The following is a 12,686-nucleotide window of genomic DNA, read 5'->3' on the forward strand; positions in this document are numbered from 1 at the left end:
GCTATAGTTTTGATAATATTTCTTTCTTTTTTTGATCGTAATCTTCTTGTGTAATTATTCCTTCTTGCAATAATAAATTTAATTTCTTTAAAACTTGAAGTCCATCATCTCCAGACTGCTCCAGCACTTGATTAGAAGCGATACCCAGCTGCTTACCTAACTCTAGTCCTGCTCCCATCTGTACTCCTGCCCCTGCTAGTCCACCTTCATTACGAGCAGCATCTCTCAGAGCCTTTAGCTTCTCTAACTCTGCATACGTCATTCCTGCTGCCTCTGCTGCTTTTACATCAGAAGTTATATTAGATACAGTGGCAATACGCTGTTGGGTCTTGGTATCGAAGACTGTCCCTAACACCTTAAAGTCTGTCAATGCAAGTCCTAAAGCAGCAAACTCTTCATTTAGTTTATTCTTGATTTCGGTAGAAATTACTTCTAGCTGTGCATCTATCTCAGTATAGCCAAATGAGGCTCCTGATAGATAAGTAGTGATAGCCTGAGGAATGCGTTGAATAAGGATATCTTTTAAGTCCATCACTGTATACACATTCGCATTACTAATAACCTCTCTATAAAGAAAGTTAATATCCTGTATCTTAAACGAGAATGTCCCATTCACTCCTAGTTCTATCGGAATATCATAATGCTTATCTACATACTTAATCGCACTAGGTGTACCCCAAGACTGATTAATAATCTGAGATTGTCTAAAGAAGAACACTTTTAACTTATGCTCACTTTCAAAATTCTGACGAATATTAATCAAAGTCGTAATAAAAGGATGGTTAGCTGTACTCAGACTAAAGGTTCCTTCTTCTAGGAGTATATCCTGTACTTTTCCATCGTATACTAATACGCATCCTTGACTAGGTGCTACGATTAACTTAGATGCATTCTTGATCTCATCTGTTGGCGACGGAAATTGATACCATACGACATCTTGTGGTTGATCCTTCCATTCTATAACAGAAGCTAGCTGTTTCTTAAAAATATTGAATAATCCCATAGTTATATCTCTTTTCCTACTGTCTTTAGTTCATAAAGGTCTGAAGTCATCTTGATCTCTCCATCCTTATTTATTATAACAATATTAGTACTGTCTAACCTTACTAATATATAATCTCCTTCTACATCAATACTGCGGATCTCCTTCCAGTCTGTTTTCTTAGTCCATAACACACTACCATCTACCCCGCTTATCTTCTGCAGTGTTATAGTCTCGTTCTCCAATACAGACATCTTGATAGCGATGATAACAGACTCTGCATCTCCCACTAGTACACGTGCTCCATCTACATAAGTATGATTAGGAGTGAGGTCTTTAATAGAAACTATCTTCGCTTTAGATTTAGTATACGGCATCACTAAAACTTTCTTATAAGGAGACTTCTCTGTGAATATACCCGATCTACCGTAATCTTTGCTCCAGTTAAAACTTACATTGTATTGTGGAAAACCTTTTTGAGTCCAATGTTCGTATTGAATCAACTGTATTTCTTCTTCTGGAAAATCAAAACCTATACGCGTAAATTTATAGGATGTAGTCTTAACTGGATCCGTTAATTTCTTATCGTATATATTAGAGATTTTATCTATAGGTAATACAACACCTATATCTGCAAATAAGGCATATTGTTTTCCTTTATTATTTGTAACTGTCAGACATTGATCGAAAGTTCTAGATTCTATCGCTGCTACTCCTCCTGCAAACTCAGGATACTTGACAAAGAAAGATTCTGTCACATTCTCAAAAACTTTCTGAGAAGGGTTATACAAGAATAAATAGTAACTATTCACAATAAGGAATAGCTCATCATTAGCTCCTCTATAATAATCTAATTTACTGCTATGCGTACCTGCTCCTTTTATAGATAGGTCTACTTCTAGAAGTGTTCTACTGATTTCTTCTCCTGTAGTCGCGTCTAGTAAGATGGTGTACACCTCATTTTCCTTACCTTTCTCAGCAAAGATGTCATTAAACCACCCTGTAAAGACGATGGTGTTCTTCCCTTTTGGGTCGATCATTAAGGCTGTTTCTGAATAACTAGCATTGACATATCTCACATCTCGCTTAGGAGGTGGGGTGGTGTTATACTCTGTAGTAGTAACAGGAGGTGGTGTAGAATCTGCAAATATGAATCTACTGATTTGGTAAGCGAAGTAGATAAAGATAACAGCAGAGAAGCCTATAATGGCTTTTTTAGCAATCTGCACTCCTTGTTCATTATTCAGTTTACCCGTATTATAATTATGGTTAATAGTAATATCATCATTATCTAGAAAGAACTGTGTATTACAGCTTCTACAGATATAGTGGTCTTTCTTAGTCTCATCAACCTGATTACTCCCACACTGAGGACATACTATTTTCTTTATTGTTTTTGCCATATTTCTCTTTTACTACAATACTGCTTTAAGGCTTAAGTCCATATTGTACACTGAGTGTGTTAATGCTCCTGAAGAAACATAGTTAACTCCACATAATGCATACTCTCTAACCGTGCTCTCATCGATATTACCTGAAGACTCTGTTTGGCATTGATCACCTATCAATGCAACAGCCTCACGTGTCATCGCATAGTCAAAATTATCTAACAAGATACGGTGAACATTATCACAAGCTAGGATTTGCTTCACCTCATCGATACTTCTAGCTTCTACGATGATCTTTAGCTCTTTATTATTGTCTTTTAAATATTGGTTTGTCTTTTCAATCGCTTCTTTGATACCTCCTGCGAAGTCAATGTGATTATCCTTCAACATAATCATATCATAAAGAGCAAAACGGTGGTTCTCTCCTCCAGCTATCTTTACTGCCCACTTCTCTATCGCACGTATACCTGGTGTAGTCTTACGTGTATCTAATATTTTAGTACCGGTACCTTCTAATAAGTTTACGAATACACGAGTCTTCGTAGCGATAGCACTCATGCGTTGCATAGCATTAAGCATTAGTCGCTCAGCCTTTAGAATAGACTGAGAAGACCCCGAGATATATAAGACTATATCTCCTACTTCTACTTTAGCTCCATCCTGAATGCACACTTCTACTTCTAGAGTAGGGTCTACATAGTTCAATACTTGTTGGGCAAACTCTACTCCTGCTATATACCCTGCTTCTTTTACTAGTAATTTTGCCTTACCTGTAGCTGTAGAAGGAATACAAGCTAATGAGCTATGGTCTCCATCTCCTACATCTTCACGTATAGCGTTCTTAATAATTATATCTAATTCTGCTTGAAATTGTGCTTCTGAAATCATATTTAAAAAAAATTTGCGATGCTAAAATAAGAAATGTTTTAGCAAATCTTATTATAGAACATCGCAAACTATGAGTTATAATGACAAGCTTACCCTATCACTACACCTAACATTTTATAGAATTCTCTAAGGATATCAGGGTGTCCAGGCCATGCAGGAGAAGTAACTAAATTACCGTCTACCACGGCTTTATCTACTCCTACTTCTTTATAATGACCACCCGCTAAAGTGATATCAGGTCCTACTGCTGGATAAGCAGTTAGTGTTCTTCCATTTAATACACCTGCAGGAGTTAATACCTGAATACCGTGACAGATAGCAGCTACTGGTAAATTCTTTTCAAAGAAGTACTTCACAAAGTCAATTACCTTACTATTTAGACGGATATATTCTGAAGAACGACCTCCACAGATATACAGTCCATCATAACCTGCTACATTCACCTCATCAAATGACTTATTGATTACAAAATTATGTCCTCTTAGTTCTGCATAAGTTTGATACCCTACAAAGTCGTGTACAGCAGTTGCAATCACTTCATTCTTCTTCTTTCCAGGACATACCACATCTACTTGTACTCCAATTGATAATAGTGCTTGATAAGGAACCATTACTTCATAATCTTCTACGAAGTCACCTGCTAACATTAAAACTGATTTTGCCATATTGTTTTTATTTAAGTTAATACCCTTCTAAGGTAAACAATTATGAGTAGTCCAAAAACTGTATCTTAAAAAATAACCATAAAATAACATCTGCTCCGAATACTTTTTAGTAACTTTAAAAATCTAATTAATCCTATTTATTTTGACTATGAGAACAAAAATCGCCTTAGTAGCCGCTGCATTCTTTACACTAATCAGTTGTAACCAAAAAGTAGCCCCAACACAAAATGTCAAAGTCTTAGATCTGTATACAATAGAAGTACCAGGTACATTTGCTCCTATGCAAGAATTGTATCCTGATGCTGATATTCAATATGGAAATACGTTTAAACAGATGTATTTAGTGACTACACATCAAGACAAAAATAAGACGGCAAACTTCGAAGAATATGTTAAACAATCTCTAGCTAGCTATAACAAAAGAGAGAACTATGAGATAATAGTACAAGAGGATGTCCGTATAAACGGAATATCTGGAAAGAAATATGAAATAATGATGTCTCAAGAAAAAGACATGATGTATATGATCCAAGTAATACTAGATGGCAAAAAAGTTAATTATCAATACATTACATGGACTACAGGACAAAATAAAGAAGCGCAAAAAGACAACTTCTTAAACACTTTAGCTTCTTTTAAAGAACAGTAATACTTTTAACAAATTTTAAACATTAAAAAACAGCCAACGATGTTATTTATTGTACCTTTATAGTACTCAAAATGAGCGCTTAAAAGCGCTTACTAAATAAATAATATTATACAAAAGAATTATGAAAAAATTAAACTTAGCTCTAGCTGTTTTAGCAACAAGTACTATGTTATTCTCATGTGGTGAGAAAAAAGCAGATACAACAACTACTCCAACAGAAACTCCTGCTGAGACACCAGCTGCTCCAGAAGAAGTTACAGGTATACAAATTTCTCTTAATGCTGGAGACGATATGAAGTTTGACCAAAATGAAATTAAAGTTCCTGTAGGAGAGCAAGTAACTTTAACTTTCAAACATACTGGTAAAATGGACAAAGCAATTATGGGACATAACTGGGTACTATTAAAACAAGGTACTGATATGGCTGCTTTCGCAGAAGCTTCATCTCAAGCTGCTGATACAGATTACATTTCAGCTAAAGATGCTGATAAAGTATTAGTTCATACTAAAACTTTAGGTGGAGGTCAATCAGAAACAATTACTTTTACTATCACTGAAGCTGGTACATACGATTTCTTATGTACATTCCCAGCTCACTTCGCTTTAATGCAAGGTAAATTAATTGCTGAATAGTAATATATTTTAATGCAAATCTTTAAAGGGGATGTTTTTAATAAACATCCCCTTTTTTATATCTTTCATACTAAAGAAGTTCACACTCTAACAATGCAAAAGAAAGAATTGTCATTTAATTTCATCAATAATGCCAAATAAAAAGTACAAAAAGTGTTAAATATGACATTTTTAAAGCTTTTTAGCTCAAAATTGGTAGTCATTTTTTTCTGACTGATTGTTTATTCTTATTTAAGCATGTATATTTGTATCAACAAATTAGCATATAAAATGAAAAAAATTGTATTATCGTTAGCTGTAATTGCTACGTTAACTCTTGCATCTTGTGGAAACAAAAATGCAGATAAAGCAACAACTACAACAGAACAAGAAGTAGCTGTAGAACAAGGAGACAAATATTCAGTAAACTTAACTGAAAGTAACGTTACTTGGAAAGTAGGACATAAAGGTGGAGTTAATCCTCGTTATGGAACTTTAACTTTAAAAGCTGGTGATATCGCTATCGATGCAAGTGGTTTAAACGCAGGTTCTTATACTATTGATATGGCATCAATCAATGCAGATGTTGCTTCTGTTGACAATGACGCTACTAAAAAAGGTGATTTAGAAGGACACTTAAAAAGTGCTGACTTCTTTAACGTAGAGGCTAACCCTACTGTTGATTTCAAAATTACTAATGTAGAAGATTTCGACGCAGCTAAACACACTAGCAAAATAGAAGGAGCTAATAAAGTAGTAAGTGGAAACTTAACTATCTTAGGAAAAACTGTAAACATCACTTTCCCTGCTAAGGTAACTGTAGAGAATGGTAAAGCTGTTATGGATGCTGCATTCGTAGCTGACCGTACAGAATGGGGATTAGTATTCGGTACTACTGATAAAGATTCAGGTGCTGCTCTTAACCCTGCTGACTGGGCTATTAGTAAAGATATGGAAATAGGAATTCATTTAGTAGCTGATAAAGTAACTGAATAATTTCATTCACAATATATCCTATAAGGGCTACTCTTACGAGTAGCTCTTATTTTTTTACCTCCATTCTAAAAGAGGAACAAGAATAAAGCCGTAACTTTGAGTTTTGCGAATAGAAAATAGATACAATGAAGCATTTTGACATTATAATTATAGGAGGTGGCCCTATAGGTATAGCCTGTGGACTAGAAGCTAAGAAGAACGGACTTTCTTATCTAATCATAGAGAAAGGATGTCTAGTTAATTCTTTATATCACTATCCTGTCAATATGCAGTTCTTCTCTTCGTCAGAACTATTAGAGCTAGACAAGATTCCTTTTATTAGTAAAGAGAATAAACCTCGTAGAAGTGAGGCTTTAGAATACTACCGTAGAGTAGTAACAACAAATGAGCTAACAATAAACTTATTCGAAACTGTCTTAGAGACGACTAAAAACTCAGAAGGTTTATTCGACGTTAAAACTTCTAAAGATAACTATATAGCTAAGGACATTATCGTAGCGACTGGTTTTTATGATATTCCAAATCCATTAAACATTCCAGGAGAACAATTGCCTAAAGTTTCTCATTACTACACAGATCCTCATTATTATGCAGGTATGGATGTAGTGGTGGTCGGTGCAAGTAACTCTTCTGTAGATGCGGCCTTAGAATGCTATCGCAAAGGAGCAAATGTCACTATGGTTGTAAGAGATAAAGAAATTAGTTCTCATGTAAAATATTGGGTAAAACCTGATATTGAAAATAGAATTAAAGAAGGAAGTATCACTGCACTGTTCAACAGTACTATTAAAGAAATAACCGATAATACGGTTATAATCAACACAAATAACGAAGAAATAACAATAAAAAATGACTTTGTCCTTGCACTTACAGGATATCGTCCTAACTTTGCCTTTTTAAAACAATTAGGAGTTACAATATCTAATGATGCTAATCAGACTCCTACTTACAATACAGAAACTATGGAAACAAATGTGACGAACTTATATTTAGCAGGTGTAGTATGCGGTGGTTTAAACACGCACACTTGGTTTATTGAGAACTCTAGAATTCACGCTGTTACCATTCTTACCCACATCATCTCTAAGTATCGATATCGTCGATTTTAGGGCTTGCACTCCTTACACACCCCTTTAGCTACTACGTCTATATCATCTAGCTGAAAACCAGCTGGTACTTCTATTTTAGGGATAGACACTTGTGTTAAACAGATTGTCTTTTTACAATTATTACACACGAAATGTAGATGAGTATCGTGATGATTCTTTTCATCACACCCCTGAGCACATAGCGCATAATGAGTAATATTATTAGTCGTAATACTATGAAGCAATCCTTTGCTCTCAAAAGTCTTTACGGTTCTATATAATGTCACTCGATCAGATTGTTCAAAGCTTGCCTCTATATCAGCAAGTGATACTGCACCTTTTTGTTGCTTCAAGAATTTTAGAACCAATAAACGCATTGCAGTAGGATTAATCTTTTTAGCTTTTAATTCTTGCTCTAAATTTAGGGTACTCATAATCTCTCATTTTGTGTATAAACAAAGATAAACAATGTTTGTTTATCAACTCGTTTTTACGTAATCAGATTCTATTTAACAACTTTTTAGCTTAAAAACAATCAAAATATTTTAATATAAATAAACATATATGAGTGTTGTAGTAAATAATAAAAACATATATTTATTTTTTTTACAACAATCAAACTAAAAACATAAACTCAAAGTGAATAGTAAACTTATAGGTAGTTCCCTTATTATAGCGGGTACAGCAATCGGAGGTGGAATGTTAGCCATGCCGATTATTTCGTCTGGAGTAGGATTTACAGGCATTACAATAGTAATGATCTTAATATGGTTAACGATGTGTTATACTGCTATTCTATTAGTAGAGACATATAAAGATAATAATCCTGAAGATGGGTTGAGCACGATGACTTATAAATACTTAGGTAAGGCAGGCTCTATAGTCACTGGGATAAGTATGCTAACCCTGATGTACGCTCTAGTAAGTGCGTATATAGCAGGAGGAAGTGATATTCTAAGACTGAACTTAAGTAATTGGTTAGAGACTGATATCAGTCCACAGGTGACTGCTTTTATCTTTACAATATTATTTGGAGGTATAGTTGGTTTAGGTGCTCGAGTTGTAGATATCGCTACGAGATGGATATTTATTATCAAGCTAATCTTCCTCTTGATTGTTATCATTGTGATGTTTGGCTATGTCAGAATAGACAATCTCTTACAGATGCCTATAGAGAGTAAACTATTCTTCTCCTCTATTCCTGTTATTTTTACTTCATTTGGTTTTCATATTGTGGTACCGAGTATGGTAAAATACTTAGACGGAGATATTAAGCTGCTTAAGAAAGCATTTATCTACGGTAGTCTATTACCTCTAATCGTGTATATCATTTGGCAACTATCTATCTTAGGAAGTATAGACTCTAATACCTTCTTCACAATTATAAAAGAAACACAAGGCTTAGAAGCTGTTATCATAGCTGTAAATGGTGTATCTGAGTCTAAGTGGATGAATATTCCTTTGAACATTTTCTTTGCTGCAGCTATCCTTACTTCTTTCTTAGGAGTGGCATTAGCCCTATTTGATTATGTAAAGGATTTAAGTAAAAAGAAAGCTTTTGGAAAAAACAGTGTAATTATTTACCTAATTACTTTTATACCTCCATTATTATTCGCACTTTACTATCCTAAAGGTTTTGTGATAGCACTAAGCTATGCCGCTATCTCTGTAGTGATAACCTCTTTGTTTATTCCTGTACTGATGTACATCAAAGTCAAAAAAGAAAGACAAGAGCCAATATCTTTTTTACAAAAGATAGCTTTTAGCCTGATTTTTGCTTTTGGAACAAGCATCTTAGTAATACAAGTTTTAATGACAGCGGGAGTACTCCCTATTTTAGACTAATGAAACAAAAAATAAATTCGACGAATTAAATAAATTTAAACAAAAAGAAATGCAAAAAATTATCGGAAGTATCCTTATTGTCGCAGGAACGACAATCGGAGCAGGAATGTTAGCAATGCCCATTATATCAGCAAGTGTAGGCTTTACCTTTATGGCCTTTATCTTGTTCTGTATCTGGTTTGCTATGTATTATACTGCTATACTTCTGGTGGATGTATATAAATACAACCCTCCTACAGATGGATTAAATACCTTAACGGTAAAATATCTAGGTAACTCTGGAGCTGTTGCTACAGCGCTAAGTATGCTGATATTGATGTATGCTTTAGTAAGTGCTTATATCACAGGAGGAGGTGAAATATTCAGAACTAACTTAGAGAATTGGTTACAAGTAGAAATATCATCTCATACTTCTGCTTTTCTATTTACAGCAGTATTCGGAAGTATCATAGCATTCGGTACACGTGTTGTTGACTTTAGTAATAAAATTGTATTTACAACGAAGCTAATCTTCTTGTGTATTGTAATGGCATTATTATTACCTAAAGTAGAAATGATCCACTTACAACATTTACCTACTTCTAGTATTCCTGTATTAGCCACTATTCCTGTAATATTTACTAGCTTTGGGTTCTATGTAGTTATTCCAACATTGGTAAAATACTTAGACGGAAATATCAAACAACTAAAGCTCGTATTTTTAATCGGAAGTATCACTCCTCTTATATTATACTTAGTATGGGAACTTACATTCTTAGGAAACTTAGATAGTAATACCTTTACTGCTATACTACAAGAGAACTCTAAAATGGAAGGCTTATTAAAAGCAGTAAAACAAGTACACAACTCAAAGATGATTGGTGTTTCTTTTACACTATTTGCTTCTGCAGCATTACTTACTTCTTTCTGGGGAGTAGCCATGGCTTTAAAGGATTATATCCAAGACTTAGGAAAGAACAAACCGCTAATCAAGAATAATATGTCTGCTATGCTATTGACCTTTATTCCTCCATTAGTATTTGCTATCTTTTATCCTGATGGATTCGTAATAGCACTAGGATATGCTTCTATACCATTAGTAGTTCTTGCTTTAATCATGCCGATGTTAATGTTACAAAAAGCACAAAAGCAAGCAGGAGTTAAACAACCCTTTTTACAGAAACTCGCTTTCGTATTTTTATGGGGACTATCTCTTTTAATTTTTATATTACAAGGCCTTATGGTTGCTGAAGTTATACCAGCTTACTAAACAAGAAACAGCCTTTATACAATATTAGCCGACTTAACCTAGATTAAGAAATTTCTAGATTAAGTCGGCTTTCTATTTTTAAACCACTACTCCTCAGTACCTTTGTCCTATAAAAACAACAACGTATGAAAAATATAGTTTTGATAGGAGCGTCTGGATATGTAGGTAGTGCTATATTAAACGAATTGATACAACGTCAATACAACGTTACAGCAATCGCTAGAAATACCTCAACAATATCTAATAGCGCTTTAGTAAAAAAAGTAGCACTAGATATAACAGATCAAAAAGAACTTGTAAAGGTGATAACAGGTGCAGATGTAGTCATCAGTGCATTCAATGCAGGATGGTCAAATCCTAATCTTTATGAAGACTTCACAACAGGAATAAATACTATTCACAATGCTGTAAAAGAAGCTAAAGTAAAGCGCTTAATTGTCATTGGTGGAGCAGGTACACTGTATATCAAACCTGGATTACAATTAGTAGACTCAGCAGATTTCCCTGATTTTATTAAACCAGGTGCTACAGCTGTAAGAGACTATTTCGAGCAAGTATTAAGTAAAGAAAACGGTTTTATCTGGACATACTTTAGCCCTGCTATAGAAATGAATCCACAGAACCCAGGAAAGCGCACAGGACACTTTAGGCTAAGTAATAATACTCCTGTCTATGATAGTGAATGTAGAAGCAGAATATCTGTAGAGGATGTAGCTGTCGCTATAGTAGATGAAGTAGAGAATGAACAGTTTAAAAACACACAGTTTACAATAGGTTACTAAATTTCATAATAAGTCCCCATAAGGGAAACAACAGTTCAACAACAAAATAATAGCAATTCTTCCCTTACTAAAAAAGGCTGTAAATCTAATTGATTTACAGCCTTTTTACTTTACTATTTCGATAAGATATATCTTACTACATGTTCTGCTGAGTTCAAACCAAACAAGGCTGGCATCCAACTATTCGTTCCAAAGAATGACTTTTTAAAGTTAGTACCATCTGTCATCTTTAAGCTACTCTCATCAGGCTTTTCTGTAGAAAAGATTGCTTTCACGCCAGAAGATATTCCTTCTTTCTTTAGACGCTTTCTGATCTGCTTCGCTAGTGGACATACATCTGTCTTACTGATATCTTTAATAACAATCTTATTCGCCATCATCTTTCCTCCTGCTCCCATCGCACTGATTACTTTTACCTTCTTACGTTTAGCTGCCAAAATAAGGTTAATCTTAGGTGTAATACTATCAATACAATCTAATACATAATCGAAGTCCTCTGTCACAATCTCATGAGCACGCTCAGGAGAAATAAACTCTTCTATACGAATTAAGTTAAGCTCTGGGTTGATATCCATCAATCTATCTCCTACAACTTTTACTTTTGGCATACCAATCGTAGAGTGTAAAGCGGGTAACTGTCTATTGATATTCGTAATATCTACAGTATCTCCATCTACGATAGTCATATTTCCTACTCCTGCTCTAGCTAAAAACTCAGCTGCAAATGATCCAACTCCTCCCAATCCAACTACTAATACTTTCGCATCTTTTAGTTTTTGCAATCCTTCTTCCTTAAAAAGTAATTCTGCTCTTTCTTGCCAAATTGCCATTTATTCTACTTATTATATCAATCTAAGACTGATGTTATCTATTAAAAACTGTTTTATAATTCTGTTCTATGATCGCTTCTATATTAGTATCTAATGCACTTGCCACAGTATATACATCCTCTATTGTTATCTCCTTAGCATCATCTGTTTCTAAAAACAACTGTTCTTTTGGTACTTTCAAAAAGGTACTTATCAATGACTCATTATAGATAAGGTGTTTACCAAAAGACAAATAAAACCCATTCTTCCACAGACTCTCTGCTACTTGCTCTTTTTTATTGAAGCCATGTATAACCAAAGGAACTGTAATCTGTAACTCTTTCTTTATCTGTATAACTTCTTGATAAGCTGAAACGACGTGCAAAATTACTGCTTTTTTATACTTTTCTGCAAGTAGTAATTGCCTCTTAAATACTTCTATCTGTAGATTTAACGAAATATTGATCTTCTTATCTAATCCACACTCTCCTATCGCTAAACAATTTGGCTGTTGTAGCTGTTCTTCTAACAAAGCAAACTCTTCCTCTAGACGTTCTTCCTGGATATACCATGGATGTATCCCAACAGTATAGGTAGGAAGGGTATTATCAACTGTCAGAGGACACTGATTGATGATTTCTATGATTCCCTGCTGTCCTGTAATATGATGAGTGTGTACATTTATTTTCATAGATACGAAGATAAAAAAAAGCCTCTAATTAGTAAACTAAC

14 protein-coding genes are annotated in these 12,686 nt (G+C 34.4%); 7 read left to right on the top strand and 7 right to left on the bottom strand.

Features of this window, described 5'->3' with window-relative positions; translation table 11 throughout:
* Position 1: 1 nt before the first annotated feature.
* From MPR_RS14585 to MPR_RS14600, 4 genes are all read right to left on the bottom strand, one after another.
* Positions 2 to 1,003, bottom strand: coding sequence for an SPFH domain-containing protein (locus MPR_RS14585; RefSeq protein ID WP_041893759.1), 1,002 nt, complete (start codon positions 1,001 to 1,003; stop codon positions 2 to 4).
* A gap of 2 nt (positions 1,004 to 1,005) precedes the next feature.
* Positions 1,006 to 2,385 carry a TFIIB-type zinc finger domain-containing protein gene (locus tag MPR_RS14590; protein ID WP_041893761.1) on the bottom strand — a complete coding sequence of 460 codons (1,380 nt, stop codon included), beginning with the start codon at positions 2,383 to 2,385 and terminating at the stop codon, positions 1,006 to 1,008.
* A 12-nt stretch (positions 2,386 to 2,397) separates the two neighbouring features.
* Positions 2,398 to 3,258: a carboxylating nicotinate-nucleotide diphosphorylase gene (gene nadC / locus MPR_RS14595; RefSeq protein ID WP_006260245.1), complete on the bottom strand. Its 861-nt coding sequence runs from the start codon at positions 3,256 to 3,258 to the stop codon at positions 2,398 to 2,400.
* Positions 3,259 to 3,347: 89 nt separating this feature from the next.
* Positions 3,348 to 3,923: a DJ-1/PfpI family protein gene (locus MPR_RS14600; protein ID WP_041893765.1), complete on the bottom strand. Its 576-nt coding sequence runs from the start codon at positions 3,921 to 3,923 to the stop codon at positions 3,348 to 3,350.
* A 148-nt stretch (positions 3,924 to 4,071) separates the two neighbouring features.
* Here MPR_RS14600 and MPR_RS14605 point away from each other — a divergent pair, with 148 nt between their 5' ends.
* From MPR_RS14605 to MPR_RS14620, 4 genes are all read left to right on the top strand, one after another.
* Positions 4,072 to 4,572 (top strand): hypothetical protein, encoded by a 501-nt coding sequence (locus MPR_RS14605; RefSeq protein ID WP_041893768.1) that lies wholly within the window; start codon positions 4,072 to 4,074, stop codon positions 4,570 to 4,572.
* A 121-nt stretch (positions 4,573 to 4,693) separates the two neighbouring features.
* Positions 4,694 to 5,206, top strand: coding sequence for an azurin (gene azu / locus MPR_RS14610; RefSeq protein WP_025124504.1), 513 nt, complete (start codon positions 4,694 to 4,696; stop codon positions 5,204 to 5,206).
* A gap of 270 nt (positions 5,207 to 5,476) precedes the next feature.
* Positions 5,477 to 6,181, top strand: a complete 705-nt coding sequence (locus MPR_RS14615) for a YceI family protein (RefSeq protein WP_041893772.1) — start codon at positions 5,477 to 5,479, stop codon at positions 6,179 to 6,181.
* A 125-nt stretch (positions 6,182 to 6,306) separates the two neighbouring features.
* Positions 6,307 to 7,290 carry a YpdA family putative bacillithiol disulfide reductase gene (locus tag MPR_RS14620; protein WP_041893774.1) on the top strand — a complete coding sequence of 328 codons (984 nt, stop codon included), beginning with the start codon at positions 6,307 to 6,309 and terminating at the stop codon, positions 7,288 to 7,290.
* Here the strand turns inward: MPR_RS14620 and MPR_RS14625 are convergent.
* Positions 7,287 to 7,703 carry a Fur family transcriptional regulator gene (locus tag MPR_RS14625; protein WP_006260252.1) on the bottom strand — a complete coding sequence of 139 codons (417 nt, stop codon included), beginning with the start codon at positions 7,701 to 7,703 and terminating at the stop codon, positions 7,287 to 7,289. The genes MPR_RS14620 and MPR_RS14625 overlap by 4 nt on opposite strands.
* 205 nt (positions 7,704 to 7,908) lie before the next feature.
* Here MPR_RS14625 and MPR_RS14630 point away from each other — a divergent pair, with 205 nt between their 5' ends.
* From MPR_RS14630 to MPR_RS14640, 3 genes are all read left to right on the top strand, one after another.
* Complete coding sequence (locus MPR_RS14630; protein ID WP_041893776.1) at positions 7,909 to 9,114, top strand: aromatic amino acid transport family protein; 1,206 nt, start codon at positions 7,909 to 7,911, stop codon at positions 9,112 to 9,114.
* A 49-nt stretch (positions 9,115 to 9,163) separates the two neighbouring features.
* Positions 9,164 to 10,363, top strand: coding sequence for an aromatic amino acid transport family protein (locus tag MPR_RS14635; protein WP_041893779.1), 1,200 nt, complete (start codon positions 9,164 to 9,166; stop codon positions 10,361 to 10,363).
* A gap of 125 nt (positions 10,364 to 10,488) precedes the next feature.
* Positions 10,489 to 11,145 carry an NAD(P)-dependent oxidoreductase gene (locus tag MPR_RS14640; RefSeq protein WP_041893782.1) on the top strand — a complete coding sequence of 219 codons (657 nt, stop codon included), beginning with the start codon at positions 10,489 to 10,491 and terminating at the stop codon, positions 11,143 to 11,145.
* Positions 11,146 to 11,258: 113 nt separating this feature from the next.
* Here MPR_RS14640 and MPR_RS14645 read toward each other — a convergent pair whose 3' ends face one another.
* Complete coding sequence (locus MPR_RS14645; RefSeq protein WP_041893785.1) at positions 11,259 to 11,975, bottom strand: tRNA threonylcarbamoyladenosine dehydratase; 717 nt, start codon at positions 11,973 to 11,975, stop codon at positions 11,259 to 11,261.
* Between the two features lie 34 nt (positions 11,976 to 12,009).
* On the bottom strand, positions 12,010 to 12,645 hold the full coding sequence (locus MPR_RS14650; RefSeq protein WP_041893787.1) for a TatD family hydrolase: 636 nt from the start codon (positions 12,643 to 12,645) through the stop codon (positions 12,010 to 12,012).
* Between the last annotated feature and the right edge of the window lie 41 nt (positions 12,646 to 12,686).

Source organism: Myroides profundi, assembly GCF_000833025.1.
Taxonomy (GTDB): Bacteria; Bacteroidota; Bacteroidia; order Flavobacteriales; family Flavobacteriaceae; genus Flavobacterium; species Flavobacterium profundi_A.

Excerpts from the sequence above, each read along its gene's own strand:
- MPR_RS14605 (WP_041893768.1), top strand. The coding sequence starts at position 4,072 with ATGAGAACAAAAATCGCCTTAGTAGCCGCTGCATTCTTTACACTAATC.
- MPR_RS14645 (WP_041893785.1), bottom strand. The coding sequence starts at position 11,975 with ATGGCAATTTGGCAAGAAAGAGCAGAATTACTTTTTAAGGAAGAAGGA.
- MPR_RS14625 (WP_006260252.1), bottom strand. The coding sequence starts at position 7,703 with ATGAGTACCCTAAATTTAGAGCAAGAATTAAAAGCTAAAAAGATTAAT.
- MPR_RS14650 (WP_041893787.1), bottom strand. The coding sequence starts at position 12,645 with ATGAAAATAAATGTACACACTCATCATATTACAGGACAGCAGGGAATC.
- MPR_RS14590 (WP_041893761.1), bottom strand. The coding sequence starts at position 2,385 with ATGGCAAAAACAATAAAGAAAATAGTATGTCCTCAGTGTGGGAGTAAT.
- MPR_RS14635 (WP_041893779.1), top strand. The coding sequence starts at position 9,164 with ATGCAAAAAATTATCGGAAGTATCCTTATTGTCGCAGGAACGACAATC.
- MPR_RS14615 (WP_041893772.1), top strand. The coding sequence starts at position 5,477 with ATGAAAAAAATTGTATTATCGTTAGCTGTAATTGCTACGTTAACTCTT.
- MPR_RS14585 (WP_041893759.1), bottom strand. The coding sequence starts at position 1,003 with ATGGGATTATTCAATATTTTTAAGAAACAGCTAGCTTCTGTTATAGAA.
- MPR_RS14600 (WP_041893765.1), bottom strand. The coding sequence starts at position 3,923 with ATGGCAAAATCAGTTTTAATGTTAGCAGGTGACTTCGTAGAAGATTAT.
- MPR_RS14620 (WP_041893774.1), top strand. The coding sequence starts at position 6,307 with ATGAAGCATTTTGACATTATAATTATAGGAGGTGGCCCTATAGGTATA.
- MPR_RS14640 (WP_041893782.1), top strand. The coding sequence starts at position 10,489 with ATGAAAAATATAGTTTTGATAGGAGCGTCTGGATATGTAGGTAGTGCT.
- azu (WP_025124504.1), top strand. The coding sequence starts at position 4,694 with ATGAAAAAATTAAACTTAGCTCTAGCTGTTTTAGCAACAAGTACTATG.
- nadC (WP_006260245.1), bottom strand. The coding sequence starts at position 3,258 with ATGATTTCAGAAGCACAATTTCAAGCAGAATTAGATATAATTATTAAG.